This is a genomic window from Agrobacterium sp. 20P9.1.2, assembly GCF_057799395.1.
On sequence record NZ_JBYOKI010000003.1, the window covers coordinates 293452 to 311823 of the forward strand.

The 18372-nt window shown below is 56.1% G+C and carries 9 protein-coding genes; 6 read left to right on the forward strand and 3 right to left on the reverse strand.

Annotated features, from left to right (window positions below; all coding sequences use genetic code 11):
• The first annotated feature begins 245 nt into the window (after nucleotides 1-245).
• Entirely contained in the window at nucleotides 246-596 is a 351-nt protein-coding gene (locus AC27VJ_RS10785; protein WP_488684007.1) for a hypothetical protein, read from the forward strand.
• A 623-nt stretch (nucleotides 597-1219) separates the two neighbouring features.
• Nucleotides 1220-1402: a hypothetical protein gene (locus AC27VJ_RS10790; protein WP_488684337.1), complete on the forward strand. Its 183-nt coding sequence runs from the start codon at nucleotides 1220-1222 to the stop codon at nucleotides 1400-1402.
• On the opposite strand, the gene AC27VJ_RS10795 is transcribed toward AC27VJ_RS10790, so the two are convergent.
• On the reverse strand, nucleotides 1344-3890 hold the full coding sequence (locus AC27VJ_RS10795) for an AAA family ATPase (RefSeq protein ID WP_488684008.1): 2547 nt from the start codon (nucleotides 3888-3890) through the stop codon (nucleotides 1344-1346). The two genes, AC27VJ_RS10790 and AC27VJ_RS10795, sit on opposite strands and share 59 nt — an antisense overlap.
• Before the next feature lie 257 nt (nucleotides 3891-4147).
• On the opposite strand from AC27VJ_RS10795, the gene AC27VJ_RS10800 reads away from it, so the two are divergent.
• Entirely contained in the window at nucleotides 4148-5407 is a 1260-nt protein-coding gene (locus AC27VJ_RS10800; protein ID WP_488684009.1) for a hypothetical protein, read from the forward strand.
• Nucleotides 5408-5901: 494 nt separating this feature from the next.
• Here the strand turns inward: AC27VJ_RS10800 and AC27VJ_RS10805 are convergent, their stop codons facing one another.
• Together AC27VJ_RS10805 and AC27VJ_RS10810 are read right to left on the reverse strand one after the other, a co-directional pair.
• A complete protein-coding gene (locus AC27VJ_RS10805; RefSeq protein ID WP_488684010.1) occupies nucleotides 5902-6876 on the reverse strand; it encodes a phospholipase D family protein in 975 nt (324 codons plus the stop codon).
• 65 nt (nucleotides 6877-6941) lie between these two features.
• Nucleotides 6942-12491: a DUF3320 domain-containing protein gene (locus AC27VJ_RS10810; protein WP_488684011.1), complete on the reverse strand. Its 5550-nt coding sequence runs from the start codon at nucleotides 12489-12491 to the stop codon at nucleotides 6942-6944.
• Nucleotides 12492-12682: 191 nt separating this feature from the next.
• Here AC27VJ_RS10810 and AC27VJ_RS10815 point away from each other — a divergent pair, with 191 nt between their 5' ends.
• The 3 genes from AC27VJ_RS10815 to AC27VJ_RS10825 all read left to right on the forward strand — a co-directional run bounded on the left by AC27VJ_RS10815 (nucleotide 12683) and on the right by AC27VJ_RS10825 (nucleotide 18350).
• Complete coding sequence (locus AC27VJ_RS10815; protein WP_488684012.1) at nucleotides 12683-14332, forward strand: SH3 domain-containing protein; 1650 nt, start codon at nucleotides 12683-12685, stop codon at nucleotides 14330-14332.
• A gap of 131 nt (nucleotides 14333-14463) precedes the next feature.
• On the forward strand, nucleotides 14464-14871 hold the full coding sequence (locus AC27VJ_RS10820) for a hypothetical protein (protein WP_488684013.1): 408 nt from the start codon (nucleotides 14464-14466) through the stop codon (nucleotides 14869-14871).
• A 59-nt stretch (nucleotides 14872-14930) separates the two neighbouring features.
• Nucleotides 14931-18350 (forward strand): TM0106 family RecB-like putative nuclease, encoded by a 3420-nt coding sequence (locus AC27VJ_RS10825; RefSeq protein ID WP_488684014.1) that lies wholly within the window; start codon nucleotides 14931-14933, stop codon nucleotides 18348-18350.
• Nucleotides 18351-18372 lie beyond the last annotated feature (22 nt).

An 18372-nucleotide genomic window follows, 5' to 3' on the forward strand; every position in this document is an offset into this window, starting at 1 on the left:
TAGCCAACAGAAAATCTTCGGCAAGGCGCGCTGTGGGTCTCGCTGCTGATCCTACATTGCTCGAGGCCATACGCCAACCGCTACCGCTTTGCCATCGGGATAGCCGCCTTATCGAGCGCTAGCGCAGATGTTAACGATTGATTAGTTGCCACCAGCTAGACGAGTGGCATGAAGGATTTGGAGGCAATCGACCCGAAGGGAATCTGGCCTTCAGCGCTGGCAACTGAGATCAAAGTGGTTTTGAAATGCATAGGTTTTTACAGGTTGTCGCAATTGCTATCGCCCTGCTTGCCATCTTTTTGGCGGTGATGAGCTTTGTGGGCGCGGCTGAAGTGAAGCACCCGACCCTGCGTGGACTCATGGTTCTGTTCGCCATTGGTGCGGCCGGATACACGTTGAACGACGTTCGCGAAATTAAGGAGTCGCTTACCAGACCACTTGGTGCGATTGCATTCGGCATGTTTTCACTGGCAATAGGCTACGGTGCGGATCAGGGTGCATACTACTACGGAAAGATCTTCAACAACACCGTCGAAGATGCGTCCAGAAATGGTGCCCAGCTAGACTCGACGCTCAAGGCGACTGGCAATAAGTGACACCTTTGCTTGGAGGCTGGTCTCATGCGCCTAGCCTCCCACAATTCGCGAGGCGCATTGGATGATGACAGCAGAACAGATCACGGCAGCCCATGTCGAGGAACTCCGCCATGCACGTGAGCGGAGCGACACACACCTTGCCTCACTTGCAGGCGTGGTAATCATGGACAAACCTCACAGGCATTGATGGCTCACATAGCGACGGCCCGTGAGACCATGACGCCAGCTTGTGAACTGCGGGCAGTAAGGGATGCGCGAAGGACCTGCACAGCGCGTGCACTCTTCCGAGGCCCACAAGTTTGCGATCCGGGCGCACGAGGCATTAGCCGAACGCCCCAATAGGCCATTCTCCCTCGTCGAAGAGCTCGAAGGCGGCCTGAGCTTCCTTTGATGCACTGACCCATGTCTATTCCTCAGGGCAAAATCTGAGCGCCCTTCGACGACTTGTAAGTCTCATAGGGTTTCCGATGCAACTGCCTCTGCGAACCGGACCGGGGGAATGTTGTTTGGATGGGCAGGAAATAGTTAAGTATTTTCAGTTGGGATAAGTAGTTGCGGAAGGCTTTTTTTGGTTGGACGCGACGAAGCGCCCCTATCGTGTTCTCTGCATCGACGGCAGTGGTATGAGGGGCGTCTACACGGCAGCGCTTTTGGACAAGCTCTCTAGCTATTACGCTAAGCTTCGCGATGCTGAGGCGCTCGACATAGGCAAGGGCTTCGATCTCATAGCGGGAACAAGTACGGGAGCTATGCTACGGCATTTTGCCGAATACGCAGAGCGTCGGCCCAGTCCTTTAGTGCTTTAATATCATCCGAAATCTCTGAGGGTGGCGGTGGTTCATCATTACGAACGCGAGACGGGTCATGCGCATCGATGATGTCACTGCATTTCTTGAACGCCGCTCGGAACGCTTCCGTATCCGTCTCCAACAGCGCGGTGACCTTCTTCAAATGCTTAGTGTCAATGTAATCCCGATGCCGCATCAGCACGCCCGCGAAAACGATTTCCTCGAGCGCCCGCTCCCACGTGGCCCGTAGAAAACAGTAGATTCTAACAGCGGAACTGCGATAGCCGGCCTCGTCATTGGCATCATACAGAGCCTTGCCCGCCCGCTGGTCTTTCTCAAGCTGATCCAAGCGCGACTTGACGCCAGCATGATCCCAGGGCAATCCATCGCCCACAATACCGGTACCTTCTGGGCCCCGTGAGAGGTTTGCAAGTTTAGCGGGCACGCCTTGGCCGCGCGCGCTGTCATTCAGGTCATTTACGAACACAAGGTCGTGGGTGAAAACAATTATCTGACGTTCCTTCGCCTCTTCGACGAGCCTTCGCGCGACCTTCTTGCGCCAGCGGTGGTCTAGCGATGTAACAGGGTCGTCGAAGATGAGAGCAGACTTGTGTGTGGCTGTCGCGAGTTCGGTTAGGAAAGCCGCGAGTGCTACGCAGGTTTGCTCCCCTTCGCTCAGCACCAGATGCACCTTGGTCTTGGGATTTGCGAACAGACGGATTTGGTAGTTTGGTGATCCGTACTGACCACCGGAACGCACGACCTCAACACGGACCTTCTCCGCCGCAAGCCTTACGATCTCTCTCTGAAAGCGGTCACGCATACGGGGAGTGATGATGTCATCGGCAAGGTCGTTGCCAAGTTTCGTAATAGGGGCCGTCGCTGTCTGCCCTAGGCATCTGGCAATGCGCTCTATATCTGCCAGCCGGTAGACCTCTTTTTTAGCGACCTCAGCAAGGGCGATAGCTGCAGCACGGTCTTTGAGCTCGTCATGCTCGGCCTGTAAAACTTCGCGGCCTTCGACGTCGGCTGCCGACTCCAACTGACTGGCATAGGCGCGGGTATCGTTTTCAAGCGCCAGCAGCGCTGTTTTTGGAACTACCGACATCGGTGACAGGGTCATGACTCCGTTGTGACCGATATCTCGCAGACACTGGCGTCTACGCAGATCGGAGGTAGCCATAAAGCGCAGCACGTCGGCGGCCAAATCACCATGTTGGATGGCAATCCGCCTCCGTATATCCGCTATTAGTCGAATATCCGGTTGATGCGTCTCGAACCTCTTCAGTGAATTCCTAAAGACTTTGTCGGCCGCATCAGCCTGCTTTTCCGTGTCATCGCGGATGAAACCCTCGAAGCCACTCAGCCGCACACCGGCCTCGACACCCACCGGCTGATGGCACAGTACACAGTGTTCGCCTTCTACCGCCGGGAATTGCTTTTCGATATGCTTCGAGTAGTGCCGCGCCGCCTCCCAGAGCTCCCGCCATACTTCCGCGCCGACGGCTGGAAAAGTGGCGCCCTTGAAGACGTCATCCGCGGCGACCGTAGCGGCAACTCGTTTGGTCCTGGCGTCGTCTGCAAGCGATTTCAACGTATTCAGGGCATCGTCGGAATAGTATTCCTCAACCTTCGTAAGATAGCGCACGATCTTCGCGATGCCATCGGCGAACTGATGTTGCTCGGCGGCCGCCTCAATTGGGTTTTTAGCGAGGTCTTCGGTGAGTTGCCGGAGGCGTGCACGTTCTGTTTCTGTCATGATTGCGAGGATCGCTAGCGGCTGCAGTTTCGTATCGTGCTTCAGGCAGGACATAATACGCCCGACCGATGTGGTTGCCCGCCAAGTTGGCATATCGAATACTGGATCGCGGAGCGCATTGATCTGGGACTCCTCGGTCTGCAGCAGCAGCTTAATGTGCGTGCAGACGGCCGCGAGGTCGTCGGGAATGTCGAGCCCAAAGGGCCGGAACGCGACCTCTGTCTTGTCCTGGATGTGGACTGCGCCGCATTCGCGGTCGAAAACGCTGACGGCGGAAAGCACTGGATCAGGACTCATATCGTCCTCCCATCCCAGTACAGGCTGATGCACGCCGTCTTTAGAGATCACAAAACTAGCGGTGGCTTTGACGCCAATCGTCGAAGAAAATGCGTCGGGCATGATTTCTCCGGCTTTCCGAGCCCTGCAGGCGCGCTTCAACACTCTTCCATACCCCGATTTGCCAGCTCCATTTGGTCCGTAAACAATCGTCAGGCCCTGTTGTTCGAACATTAGGGTCTGGTTCGGAGCCAATTGGTTTACTCCGACGACATCTCCAAAGGAGACCAAGGCGATTGTTGCACCATTACCGGGGTTAGCCGGCAAGTGTATCGCTTCCAACGCCGCGGCCGTCAGTGGAATGTCGGGCGCGCCGTTCTCTTTCTTGCAGAGGTGCAAAACTTCGTTGACGGCAGCAGCATCAAGCGTACTGCCCGTCACAATACGCCGAAGGGCATCACGCTGCCACATGGGCCGCCCTTGCGACCAATCCAGTATCGTTTGAAGCACAGTCTTCGACGGGGCAGCGTGGTTCATGGTGAAAGCTTTACTTTAAGGTGTCCTAAAACAATAACAGTCCGCAACCTATACTAGCGAACGAAATATAGAAGCAATGGGACGTCGGAACTGGTAGTCATCCACATTTATTGAAAGGGATCCTTAAATTCTTAGGTTGTATTTTCTTGAGCTTACCGGAAACGTATCGTCGACGCATTTAAGGATTCAGAATGAACGTGGAATGGACGCAACATCCTGCCGGACACGGAGGATTTCATACGGGACGATCGCGTTTTGATAGCGCCAATGTTGTCAACTGGATATACGACTGTGGTGCCCGCAACACGAAGAAGTTCGACAAGGTGCTCACATCATGGATATCCAACAACACGTTTCCGGTTGACTGGCTATTCATATCGCATTTTGACACGGACCACGTTAGTGGTTTGGATACGCTGCTGTCAGGAACAGTTGTGAACAACGTGATGGTACCCTATGTCAACGATGACCAGCTCGCCTTCACCTTGCTACATGAAATCCGCAGAGGCAGACTGCAGCGTAGTTTCGTAGAACTTGTCTCCGACCCCGCACAATTTTTTCTGTCGAGAGGCGTCGGCCGCGTGACGTTTCTAGGAGGCCCGGAGAGCTCGGAATCTGGGGAGCCTACAGAAGCGCGCCCTATAAGACCTGTGGGTTGGGAAACCCGCGACTTAACCGCAAAGATGAGGCCGATGCCAACAGCGGTTCCTGCGCCAGCCACAAAATCCGGGTCGGAGAAGAAGACCGATGATAGCGTTGAAATTGTTAATCAAAACGGCTGCGAGATTTACGTTTCCAACCAAAACACTGGCCTTCTGTTAAAGCCGTACCGGACAGCGATAAGCACCAGCTCACTCAGAGGTCTTCGAACGGCTCTGTATTCACTTTTGCGCATAAGCAGTCGTGCTGTCGCTTCCCGGCCGGGTTTAGGACGACTTGCGCACGCCATAGCTCTTCACGCACGCACTCCTTCCGGTCGGAGCGATCTGCAAAAAGTCTTCAAGCTCTTCGTTGGTTCTTCCAATCGAGCCTCGTTATCACTACTCAGCGTCCCTATTCATTTCGATGAATCAAAGAGGAAACACGGTTATTTTCGCTGGAACCGGGCGTTTGAATATGATGCCCCTCATTTCTGGGGTGAATGGCCTCCGGCATGGCTGAATACAGGAGATTCCGAACTCCTCAACAAAGCTGATGTTGACGCCTTTGCAGCGGCTTATTCTGCCCACTTGCCCTCCGTGCATATGTTGGCGCTTCCTCATCATGGCTCAGACTTAAATTCGAATATCACGCTACAAAATCTTTGCCCAAACGCCGCGCTCGTCGTGCATGTGAAGGAGGGTGCTAAAAAGCATCCCGGACCCGTCGTAACTGGATTGGCTGGAAAAAGGTTGTTGAAAGTAACCGATGCTCACCAGAGCATCCTGCGTGTGTCCATAAACGTTAGTTAACCAAACCTCCCAACGCATCCGACCACACATACCCATTCTTGCTATCGATTGTACGACAGAAGTTCTGGAATAGTTAGACCACGTCTTGTCGCGGCACTAGGCAACCCTCTCAAGATGGACAAAGTTTCAACCCGCCAAACGATAACCGCTGTTCTACCCCCACGTTGTCCGCTCTCGCCTAATCTGTGGCCGAGTTCCCTTGGATAGCTACAATGGCTGGCAGACCCTCAGACGCAGACGTTTTCAGAATGAAAAGACGACCCCGCGCCTCGCGGAGCCGCATTGGACCTCCCGCAGCTTCGAGGATTGTCTTCTCCACTTGTGCTCTTCCATCCGCAATCCCGTTTGCATCGCTTGCCTTGTGCAGGTCGCCGCCCCCGACATCGCCCGCACCTGCGAACGCGGTGCCTAATTAAGCGTTCCGTACCTGTCCGCCGTGTACGATCAGCAGTGTGAAAGACAGTCGCTATTGCTGGGACCATTACGACATCAGATCAAGGTGATCTAAGCAACCATTCATCAAGTTCTTTGATGAAGTCTCCGATGTGCGTCACCTTTTCCTTCTTTCCGGATTTGATGGTTTTCGAGGAAGCAAATATCATCTCGGCGATTAGCTCCCTGTGGGCTTCATCCACCGTTAGAACACCGACAGCAGGAAGCGCGATAGCGTCTTGCTCCCTCACGATCGTAAGTTCACCTTGGTTCTCCACCACCTTCCAATATCCTGTGAAAACGGCCTTTGATCGGGTGATGTGGTAGTCGATGAGCCAATCGCCAACTTCCATGCTATCTCCCCAACCTTCATAGTAGTCGGTGCCTTCCAAGAGACGATCCGCTTTGACCGCACTGTTGTACGCCTCTTCCGCCTCATCGGTCGCCTTCCGTTCCCACCGCACGACGTTGATCTTTGAGTCAGCGAAATCCAAAGGCTTTTCTCGCACAGCTTGGATCAGATCGTCCGCCGAAGCGGCTGTGCGATCGGACGCGTCCTTTCTAATTTTCCAGAGCCTCTGAGCAGCAACAATGTCGGCTTTAGTTATAGGTTTTGCCCCTGCGAACCGCTCATTGCACCAGTCTTGGATTTTGGGGTTTAGCTCGGTATCGTCGGAGAAGACATTTGCCTCTGACCAGCCGTAAGCAGCAATGCCTTCAACGACCAGCCCGTTGGTCGATGCGTTCGAAGAACCGAGAACGACTCCGGATCCGGTTAAGTAAACCTTGCCGTGAAGTCGCAAGTCAGACCGAACTTCAACGGAAGCGCCGAGTTGCAGCAGCTCCTCGATTTCATACGGATTACAGGCCCCAGACTCGAGATTGCATACGATCTTCAGGGATCGCCAAGGCTTGCGAAGTCCTAGCGAATCGATTGCTCCTTTACCCCAGAAAGCGACCACTATGGTCGCCTCATCGGTGGCTTCGAGGATCTCGCGGACCTTTGTGAGGGCTTTGTATTCATCTAGAAAAATCATGGTTGGTCCTGAGGTAATTGGCTGGTTTAAGCATTCTATCCATCGCACTCAATAAATCGGCCGCGTCACATGGTGGATGCACCGATCAGCATATTGTCGCGAACTTGAACCCGTCCCTCCGCCACCAGTAATCCGATGCGCGACTTGATGACTTCTTTCAATTGCGAGCTCGTCGCACGGAAGCCGAGACCGCGTGCGATCGCGTTTACGGTTTCATCTTCCGTAGCACCGAAACCCGCTTCCAAGACTGAAAGGATCCCCTCATCGACCTCCATGGGCGGTATCATCTCGATCCTTCTAAGGCTCGGCGAAAGCGCTGAGCTGCGGTCGCGGAGCCTCGCATCTACACCTGGCCACAGCAGGAACTCTCCCGATCTGTAAACGTGTCCGCCGCTTACCGACGCATCAAGTGCACGACCGACGTGCGCACGGATACGTCCACCTGCTTGCTGGAGGCCCCAGGCTGTGCGAATCCTGACCACGACCTCGTCGCGATGCACCGGTCCTTCTATCTCCACCATTTCCCTGACCAGAGATACCAAGAAAGGCAGGGGAGCCTCGTGAAGCTCGTATCTGAAGTCTGCCCTCAGTGAGGCTTCCTCGTAGAAAGGAGTTGAACTTGCGAACGAAACAGGTTCCAGACTAATTTCCGTCACCGCGTCCCTTTCGATCGTGACCACTTCGACCGAGACTGCGCGGCGCGGGCCTTCTGCTGCCGAATCTCCCTGAAGTACATTGGCTTTCGCACGCTCGATGGCCTCAACGACCCGGTCGAGCTCTGCCTTGGGTCGTTGAAACCAATCGGAACTCCAAATCCGATGTATCGTCCAACCGTGGTCCTCGAGGACCGCTTGCCGTAACCGATCGCGATCCCGAGCGGATCTGGAATCGTGATAGGATGCACCATCGCATTCTATGCCGAGGAGATACCGGCCAGGGACTGCGTCGTCAGCCACGGCAAGATCAATGAAAAAGCCGGCGATCCCAACTTGCGGATGAACCTGGTAACCTCTCTCATGTAGCGCCGTCATAACCTGCTCTTCGAATACGCTGTCCATGTCACGTTCGGCTCGCTGAGAAATCGATAGTCGCCCAGTCCGCGCGTAGTGCAGGAACAGCTTGAATGCGGCAACGCCCTTCCCCTTTGCCCGCTCAAGGTCAATGTCTTCGTCGGTGATCGAAGCGTAAACTTCGCATCGACGTTTTGCTCGGCTGATCAGTACGTTGAGCCGACGTTCGCCCCCTTCCGCTCCTAGCGGGCCGAACCGCATCCCCATGTAACCTTGCCTGTTCTTTGCATAGGCCACGGAAATTAGAATTACGTCGCGTTCGTCGCCCTGAACGTTTTCAAGGTTTTTGATAAAGAACGGTTCGTGTGGATGGGAATGGAAGAAGTCCTCAGTCGCGGGATTGAGACGCCGAAGGATTTCGAGTTGGTCTTGAATTTCGCGCCTCTGCTTCACAGAGAACGCAGCGACGCCGAGCGAATGCTGCGGCGTGTTGATGGCGTGGCGGATGACCGCCTCCGCTACGGCCCTCGCCTCGACTTTATTTACGCCGTCATCGAACGTGCCACCGCTCACGGGGTGGAACCGAAGGCCCATACCTGCCTCCTGCGTATACGGGCTCGGTACGATGAAAAGTTTGTCGTCGTAGAATTGGGAATTCGAGACCGCAATCAACGACTGGTGTCTACTACGATAATGCCACCGCAGCATTTTTTCCGGGAGACCCCGCGCCGAGAACAAACCCAGGATGCTTTCGATGTCCGAGACGCTTGCGCCATCCTGCTCGTCGTCGTCCTCAGATCCGCTTGAGGTCATCTTCGAGAAGAATTTCGTCGGAGGCAACTGACGCTCGTCGCCGACGACGACGACCTGACGGGCGCGCGCAATCGCTCCCAGAGCATCGACTGGTTGGATCTGGCTGGCCTCGTCCATCACGAGAAGGTCAAACTCGAGAGCGCCCGGCGGCAGAAACTGCGCAATTGATAGAGGACTCATCATGAAGACAGGCTTCAGCGCCTGTATGGCTGGTGAGGCCCTCTGCATGAGTTGCCGGATCGGCATGTGGTTACGCCTGCGCGCCATCTCTCCGCGGAGAATGCCGACTGGTCCTATGCCGCTGACCTGAGGAATCCTGCTATGATGAGCCCTGACGACCTCGAGCCTCGACAGGCGCATGCGGTTGCGATCGAGTTCGGCGAACTCGTTCACTAAGCGACCATGAACCTCACCATCAAACCGCGCAAGCTCAGGATTCCTTGAGTGCTGATGCCGCAAGATCGCCTCATAGAAGGCGATTTCAAAATGATCGATGACTTGGGATGTTTTAAATGCGCCGCTCTCAAGCCCCTCGATGATTGCACCGACGCCAAGTTGCGCAGCATCGGTGGCCCTTCCGTTGTAAGCAACAAACTTCGAGAGTTCCTCGTCGCTCTCCACCCATCGCTGGAGAACGTTTCCGATGTTTTCGAGTCCGATGTCTGCGAGCACGTCGCTGGCAAAGATGAAATCAAGGTCTGCTCGGAGAAACTCAGTTATATCGGCAATGCGCTCGATCATCTTTGCGCAATCGTCAGAAGCTTTGCGGGCTTTAACAGCCAATCCAGCACGGTCCGATACCTTGGACGCCAGAATGCGAAGATCCCGATTATTCTCGATCCATTCGACGATTCCCGACAAGGTGGACCAATCGGACGCACCATCCCTCCAGAGTTCTCCAAAAGCTGCGTTACCCAGATCGCCGAGGCTCAACATGGATTTCTTGCGATCGCGCCCAGTCGCAAGCTGCTCCAGCCACTGAACACGAAGGCCATTGTTCTCTGGAGATGAGAGCGCGACTGTTGAAAACGACATGTCTGCGGTCGTGATCTCTTTTAAGACCGGAATCGCGTGAGCGAGAGGTACCTCCTCAGGCCCAGCAGCGTCCTTGAGCAGCATGCCGCCCTGTTCTCCCAAATCCGACCATAATGTCAGGAGGAGCCTTCGCACCTCTTCCAACATGCCGCGAACTTGATCGCACCGAGCCTTGAGGGCGCGCTTGTCGGTCAGTCTACCAGCAATCGCACGCGCTTCCGGCCCGAGGCCTCTGAGACTCCTCATCCATATGACAAGATCCTCTAGCGGACGCGGATCTGTCCGCTCACCGCGCCAATCGGCGCCGAACGCCCCGCGCCCTAGGCTGTCACCATCTTTTATGGTTGTCCGAGCCTGCTTGCCCTTCTGCAGGAGATCGAGCAGACGAACGGTTTCTTCAGGGGTTGTTTCCGGCATGATGGTTCGTAGTAACGCCTTGGCTCTCCGCCAGTCGCCACTGAAGAACTTCAGCGCCTTCCTTCCATGAAGCGCTACAGCCGTTCGCGTCAGAGAAAGGTCCATGTCCCAGGCCTGCTCGGACATCTTACCGTCCAACTCGGCCTTGGTCCGCCTGTAGATGGCAACAGCTTCAGCCAGATCACCAGCCTGCTCTAGGCCGCGCTCCCATATTGCTGCAACGAATGCATCTGGGCTCGCGTCCGGCGCGTCCGCCACCCTGTCGCCAATATCTACCAACCTGCCGATCGATCCAAGCGTGGAAGACGCATCTATTCCGAGCATCTGCTTCAAGGAGATGACCGACTGAAGGAAACGGGGCAATGCCGCATCGATCTGTCGTATCGTTCCGAAGCCGCTTTCCGGAAATGAAGCCGGAAGCTGCTTGAACTGTTCCAGCATCGGTCGCGGTTCAATTTCCCAAGCGCCATCCTTGAAGTGCTCGGCAGTTTGGCTGGAAAGGCGCGAGAGCTCCGATCCGGCGCGCACCAGTTTCTGTACATCCCCCTCCGATTCTTCCCACACCGATGAGGAGAGTGCGCTGGACGAGATTGCATGAGGGGCTGTCGCTATCGCTTCAGCCAGCCTGACTTTCTCGCTGAATTCAGAGATCGAGGAAATTGGCTCGCTGTACAAAGATGCCGTCACATCAACCATGTCGCGTCGAAGCGATGACAGGTCGGAAGCGGTGTCCTTCAGACGCTTGGTAAGCCGCTCGTGGTCGAGCGGGGTAATCGACGTGAGGCCAACACCTGACCAAGCGTGTTGCGATGGAAGCCCGATATCGTCGATCCGTTGAGCGAGCTCGCTAAGGAGGCCCTGTATCCGCTCTCGCGTTTCCGGTGACCAGCTTGCAGCTTCCGGCAGCTCGATCTCCGACGGGGGCGTCCCCATCTGCCGAAGGCGCGACAGTTGACCGATTACTTGGTATGGTGTCAGAGCGTATGGAAGATACACTTGATGTAGACGTTCTGGATGTGAGTTGAGACTGTCCCGCGCTTCGACAAGTCTCCTATCGACCGCATCGGAAATTTCTCCTTTTGGCGCGCCGAGCTCCCAGACATGTTGAAGCTCACCCAGCAAAGCTTTCTTGTTCGCCTTGTTCGAATGTAGCTCAAGACAAGCGTCACCGACGCCAGCTTGATCAAGGCGCCTTTTTACCACTTCAAGAGCAGCCATCTTCTCGGCGACGAACAGAACCGTCTTACCGTCGGCCACAGCGGCGGCAATGATGTTGGCAATAGTCTGCGATTTTCCGGTTCCGGGCGGACCCTGAATGACAAGATCATGCCCCCTTCTGACTTCGTGAATTGCCACGGTCTGCGAGCTGTCAGCGTCAACGATGTGCGTCATCTCAGCGGGCGAGATATGAGCGTCAATTCTCGCTTCCTCGGACAGTAGATCATCGTTTCTCGGAAATCCGTCGGATACAAGTGAGGTGATCAGGGTTCGGTCGGTGAACTTGGCACCAGAGGGCCAGAGGGTAGGATCCAGATCCCGGTACATCAGGAATTTGGCGAACGAAAAAAAGCCAAGCACAACGTCGTCAGGCTGAACCGACCAATCTGCTTTAATGGATACAGCTTCCCCGACCTGTTCGGCGTAAGCTCCAAAAGAAAAGTCATCGGATGCGTCGAACGACGGCATGGTAATCTTGTGGACCCGGTCGAGGAAGGCCTCCAGCGACAGGTTTGAAGCAAAGTCCTCTTGTCGGGCGCGCAATTTGAAACGTTCTGCTGCGCTTGCGCGCTCCAAGGCCACCGGAACGAGGATCAATGGCGCATAACGGACATTCTCAGCGTTGTTTGGGTCGACCCATTTGAGTGTGCCCAGGCCGAGATACAGAATATTAACGCCTTGTTCTTCCTCGAGCGTCCGCGCGTCAAAATAGAGATCCAGCAGACGCTTCTGAAGTGCATTGGGCGTCATTCGCGTTTGAAGCTTGGTGTCCCCGTGGCGAACGAGACGACCGGACCCGTCACATTCTTCATCGTCCGGAAGGGCCAGTTCCAGAACGTCTTCTGCTTCCTCACCGTCCTTCTGCTCTCGCCCCTTGGCGCCTGCGAGAAAGGTCATCGCCTTGGCCTCGGTGACAAGGATGCGGAAAATTTCCGCAGACTGCTCGTCGACTATGTCGATCGTCTTGGCACTCTTGGAGAACCTGGGGACGTTCAGCAGCCTATTTCGTGCTGACAAGTCAAGCAGCTCAGTCCTCGCACGCTCGACCTTTGCCTCAACCGACAAACTGCTGTCGAACACCGACTTCTCTATTTCGCCGTTACCAAGAACATTTTCAGACATGCACTTTCCCCATTCCCTGTGACGCGGATCATGCACAAATGAACGTTGCGGTCCATATGCGATAAAGCAACTTCACCGTTTATTCTGAATATGCTTAAACACGATTGTCGTTCGACACTTTGCTCCGGTCTCAGGCTGCACATGAGTTGCTTGGTGGCGGGCATTACAACATGGTTTGCCGGGGGGCTCACGTGCCATTCTATATTCGAAAATCAGTATCGGCGGGGCCGTTTCGGTTCAACTTCTCCAAAGGTGGAGTGGGAGTGTCTGTTGGGGTGAAGGGGCTACGGATCGGCACTGGGCCTCGAGGACATTACATTCACGCTGGTCGCGGCGGGCTTTACTACCGCGCAACACTTAGCAACGCGGGACAATCTCGTCGGAACGCCTCCTCTGAAGCGCATTCCAGAGTACCTTCTGACCTGACCTTCGAGACAGACGACGTCAAGATGATTGAAATCGAGTCTGGCGACGTATTGAACATGAAGGATGAGTCCTTCACCGATCTACTGAATGAGATCAATTCGAAGGCCGCGCAGACGGCGATGTCTTCGCTTCTGATGTGGATCGGGATTGGATTGGGACTTGTCGCTGGGCTCGCTTCCGGTGGAGCAGGTCTGATCTTCTGTGCGCTTGGCGGTCTTGGATGGATGATCGGTAGATGGCTGGATTCATACCGCAGATCTACCGTTCTTTATTACGATCTCGAGGGCGACGCAGAAAAATCGTATACGCAGCTCACTGAAGGTTTCGACAGGCTGCAACAGTGTTCGGCGAAATGGCACATTCAAGCAGGCGGCGCGGTCGAAAGCCTAACGGCGTGGAAACGTAACGCTGGAGCCTCCCATCTAGTCAACAGAAAGTCGACAGTTCTCAGCTACAAGCTACCCATTGTCATCAAAAGCAACCTGACACCCCCTGCACTCCATGTGGGACGCCAGGTCATGTATTTCATGCCAGACGTCGTACTCGTCCAGGATGGTGGCCGCGTTGGAGCCGTGAATTACGCCCAGCTCAATGTCCGCTGGGAGGATTCACGATTCATTGAGACTGAACGAGTGCCGGGTGACGCGAGAGTTGTAGATCACACCTGGAAGCATCCCAACAAAAGTGGTGGCCCTGACAGACGGTTCAAGGACAACAGGCAAATACCGATTTGCCTTTACGAGGCAATCCATTTCACCAGTAGCAGTGGCCTGAACGAATTGGTGCAGGTATCTAAAACGGGTGTCACTGACGGGTTCGCTGATGGCGTGAGAAAATTGGCTGCGCTACCGAGAGATCGGACAATCTCGACCCTAGCGAGCCCGGTTTTGAAGCCTGTGACTGAAGCTGTCACAGAACTTCCCAAGTCAAAGCATACTCGTTGGAAGAGAATCGCCGCGTCTGTAATATTCCTTCTTGTGGCACTTCCGCTTCTCGCCCAACTCATAACGCTCGGGAAAAACGGGAACGATGGACCGGAGCCAATTGCTGCGATTGCCGCCGCCACCCACGCAGAAAATGAGAATACCCCGGCCTCTTCTGCGGCAGTCGAACGTAAGCCAACAACGGAATCAAGTCCCACTGTGCAAGTTGAACCAGAGGCTAAGGTCGAACCGCCTGCCAAAAACTCCTCCGCGGAGGGCACAGAACCAGACAACCCATCCCTTAAACACGTTCAGTACGCGTCTACTGCAGTCAATCTGCGCAAGGGGGCAGGAACAAGGTTCCCAGTCATATTGGTCGTTCCAAAGAACGCGGCTGTCGAAGTAGTCGAAACCACAGGTGGCTGGAGCCGCGTCAGACTTGAATCCGGTGTAGAAGGCTGGATGGCTCGCACTACGCTTAAGGCGCAATAGACAGCCTGAATGGTAGCCCGGTCGTCGTCGATTTTACGGTACTCAGGGGCAGTCAAATTCTTAGCGGTAGCCACTCCGACAGTAATCGGTTTCCATCAGACTTTACGCAAAGTAGCTCAAGGAGCCATGGTATGAGCGAAAAAAATGAAGCTGGAGAACTTTTCAGTTGCGATATCGAGATTGATGACACCGGTCTCTTTATTGGCCTTGTTAAGTTTAGATCGTACGATACTGGAAGACTAACAGGATTGACCGAGAACTCCATACGCTCGCAGTTCAACCAACTCTTGCAGCTTAGCGCTTCTGGAGCGATGGTCCGAGACGGGGTTGTCTTGACGGGTTATCACAACAACGACGACAAGGGAGATGTTCTGCTTCTGGACGGCGAGTTCATCGGCACGTGGTATTCAGACGACTTCGAGTGGTCCTACTTCATGGAGCCTGGAAATGACGTGGAGACGTGCAGCGCGCCCTCCCCTTGGATGCTTCAAGACGCCATCACGGTGTGGCTGCGCGAGAACTCATTGCAAGCGTCGTGACCATCAAGAATTTCATAACAAATCCCTTTTTGGGCTACGACTAGGGCTAAAATAATCTGATGCAACTTTGTGACGACTCTCTTCGGCTTAGCGCTACCGACCTTGTCGGGTACCTAAATTGCCGCCATCTAACCGGTCTCGACATCGAGGTCGCGCGAGGCACGCTTTCCAAGCCTGCTTTTTGGGACCCGCTCTTGCAAATCCTGTGGGAGCGTGGCGCGCGCCATGAACAGGACTTCGTCAATCATCTGGAGGCACAAGGACTCGACGTCACTGTGATAGAAGGCGTTGGGATTGAAGACGATGCCGTTGCCCGGACCCGAGCGGCCATGGTTGAAGGCCATCCTATCATCGTCCAGGGCGCGTTCCGGCTTAACGAGTGGGTGGGCCGTACCGACATTCTTCGCCGCATCGAGATGCCAAGCGATCTTGGGGCATGGTCATATGAGGTCATCGACACCAAGCTTGCCCGCGAGACAAAGGGTGGCACAGTGCTGCAGCTATGCCTTTATGCCGAATTTGTGGCGTCCGTGCAGGGCCTGACGCCTGAGTATTCCTATGTCGTCGCGCCCTGGTCCGACTACGAGCCGCAAATCTTCCGAATGGACGACTACGCGGCCTATTACCGCCGGGTAAGGGACGGGCTGACACATGCAATCAGAGACTATGGCGAGCAGGAAATCTATCCCGACCCGAAATCGCATTGCGATATCTGCCGCTGGCAGGATCGTTGCGACCAGCGGCGGCGCGACGACGATCATCTTTCCCTCATCGCCGGTATCAGCAAAGTCCAGATCGACGAACTCAAGCGACAGGGCATCAATACCGCTGCCGACCTTGCGGTTATGTCCTTACCACTCGCCTGGAAGCCCACTCGGGGGGCCGCCTACTCCTATGAGCGCATCCGCGAACAGGCGCGCATCCAGGTGGAAGGCCGCGAGGCTGGCATTGTAATCCACGAGTTGCTGCCTGTGGCGCCAGGATTTGGGCTTGCAAACCTGCCGGCGCCGTCCTCCGGCGATATCTTCTTCGACCTGGAAGGCGACCCCTTCGCAGGTGAAGGCGGCCTCGAATATCTGTTCGGCTACAGCTTCGCCGACACAAATAGTACCGCCAGCTACACCTGCAATTGGGCTTTTACCCGCGAGGACGAGAAGGCGAATTTCGAGCGCTTTATCGACTTCGTCATAGCGCGTCTCGAACGGCACCCCGATCTGCACATTTACCACTTCGCGCCCTACGAGCCGGCGGCGCTCAAGCGGCTGATGGGCCGTTACGCGAGCCGCGAGGAAGAGATCGACTTCCTGCTGCGCTCCAAGCGCTTCGTCGATCTGTACGGCGTTGTCCGGAACGCCTTGCGGGCGAGCGTCGAGAGCTATTCCATCAAAAAGCTCGAACCGCTGTACGGGTTCACTCGCGACACGAAGCTGTCCGACGCAAACATGGCGCTCGCAAAGGTGCAGGCCTGCCTGGAGCTTGGCGATCTGGAATTCATCGATGACACCGACCGCACGGTAGTCGTCGGCTATAACAGGGACGACTGCGTTTCGACCTGGCAATTGCGCGACTGGCTTGAGACCCGCCGCGATGAACTGGTCGCAGCAGGCACGGATGTGCCGCGCCCGGAGGCACCGGAAGGCGCGCCGAGTGAGAAGCTCAGCGAGTGGCAGGAGAAGATCAATGCGCTCATCGACCAGCTAACCGGCGACGTGCCGCTCGATCCAGCGGACCGGACACCGGAGCAGCACGCGCGCTGGCTGCTTGCCCATTCGCTCGACTGGCACCGGCGGGAGCAGAAGGCGCTGTGGTGGGAGTATTTCCGGCTATCGGATCTCGCGGCGGAGGACCTGCTCGAAGAGCGGGCGGGCCTGTCCGGCCTTTCCTTCATCGGCGCAACCGGCGGCACCGCCAAGGCGCCGATCCACCGCTACAGCTTCCCCCCGCAGGAGACGGAGCTGCGCGGCGGCGAAAGCCTGCGGAACATGGGCGGTGCTCATTTCGGCTCCGTCGAGGAGATCTCGCTGGAGGAACGCTGGGTCGACATCAAAAAGCGGGGCGACACAGCCGATGTCCACAGCGAGGCCATTTTCGCTCACAACGTGATTAAAGCTGACGTGCTTGCGAACGCGCTTGTTCGCATTGGTGAATATGTCTCCGTGAACGGCATGGAGGGTGATGGTCCATATAGGGCGGCCCGCGATCTTCTCATGCGGATGCCGCCTCGGCTCGGCGGGCAGCCGATCCGGCAGGACGGCGAACCCACGCTCGATGCCGCGCTGCGCATCGCACCGCATTTGCAGCCGGGCGTGTTTCCCATTCAAGGGCCACCCGGTGCCGGCAAGACCCACACCGGCGCCCGCATGATCTGCGCACTCGTTCAGGCTGGAAAGACCGTCGGAGTGACTGCCAACAGCCACAAGGTGATCCGCAATCTTCTGGATGCCGTCGTGACGGCGGCCGACGCGATGGGCGTAGATGTCCAGTGTATGCAGAAATCTGCCGAGAAAGAGGACGACGTCCACCGTTTGCGCTTCACGACCAAGGCACCTGAACTGCTCGGCGCTATCAGCCACGGCGTCCACGTCGGCGGCGGCACCGCGTGGCTCTGGGCGTCACCCGACGCCGCCGAAGCCGTCGATGTACTCTTTATCGATGAAGCGGCGCAGATGGCGCTTGCCAATGTGCTGGCCGTCTCTCAGGCGGCATCCACCATCGTGCTGCTCGGGGATCCGCAACAGCTTGACCAACCCATGCAGGGCAGCCATCCAGAAGGCACCGACGTTTCATCGCTCCATCACATCCTCGGCGGTGATCAGACCATTGCCGACGACCGCGGGCTGTTTCTGGCCGAGACGTGGCGGCTTCACCCGGACATCTGCGCCTATACCTCTGAGCTGTTCTACGGCGGCCGTCTTCACCCACGGCCAGGGCTGGAAGTGCAGAAGATAAGGTCGGGCGGCCGTGTCAGCGGCGCGGGCCTGCGTTACGTACCCGTGCCGACCGAAGGCAATCAGAGTTCGTCGCCTGAGGAAGCTGACTGCGTCCGCGACTTGGTGGATGAGATCCTTGGTGCGGGGACGACATGGATCGACAAGCACGGGGTCGAAGCCCCTGTTACGCTCAATGAAATCCTCATAATCGCGCCGTACAATGCTCAAGTCATCGAGCTGCAGGACCGCATCCCCGGTGGCCGCATCGGCACTGTCGACAAATTTCAAGGTCAGGAAGCGCCTATCGTCATTTACTCGATGACGACCTCAAGCTATGCAGACGCGCCGCGCGGCATGGACTTTCTCTACAGCCTCAACCGGCTGAACGTGGCTACGTCTCGCGCCAAATGCATCTGCGTCCTCGTCGCATCGCCTTCCGTCTTCGAAGCACAGTGCCGGACGCCACGGCAAATGCAGCTTGCGAACGCCTTTTGCCGGTATCTAGAGCAAGCAACTACTGTCCAAGCTGTCCCGCCAGCCGACACATGAGGCGCGGCATTTTCCGTGTAAG

Bases quoted from the DNA above. Each gene is read 5' to 3' on its own strand.
- AC27VJ_RS10785 (WP_488684007.1), top strand. From the start codon at position 246: ATGCATAGGTTTTTACAGGTTGTCGCAATTGCTATCGCCCTGCTTGCC.
- AC27VJ_RS10790 (WP_488684337.1), top strand. From the start codon at position 1,220: ATGAGGGGCGTCTACACGGCAGCGCTTTTGGACAAGCTCTCTAGCTAT.
- AC27VJ_RS10795 (WP_488684008.1), bottom strand. From the start codon at position 3,890: ATGTGGCAGCGTGATGCCCTTCGGCGTATTGTGACGGGCAGTACGCTT.
- AC27VJ_RS10800 (WP_488684009.1), top strand. From the start codon at position 4,148: ATGAACGTGGAATGGACGCAACATCCTGCCGGACACGGAGGATTTCAT.
- AC27VJ_RS10805 (WP_488684010.1), bottom strand. From the start codon at position 6,876: ATGATTTTTCTAGATGAATACAAAGCCCTCACAAAGGTCCGCGAGATC.
- AC27VJ_RS10810 (WP_488684011.1), bottom strand. From the start codon at position 12,491: ATGTCTGAAAATGTTCTTGGTAACGGCGAAATAGAGAAGTCGGTGTTC.
- AC27VJ_RS10820 (WP_488684013.1), top strand. From the start codon at position 14,464: ATGAGCGAAAAAAATGAAGCTGGAGAACTTTTCAGTTGCGATATCGAG.
- AC27VJ_RS10825 (WP_488684014.1), top strand. From the start codon at position 14,931: ATGCAACTTTGTGACGACTCTCTTCGGCTTAGCGCTACCGACCTTGTC.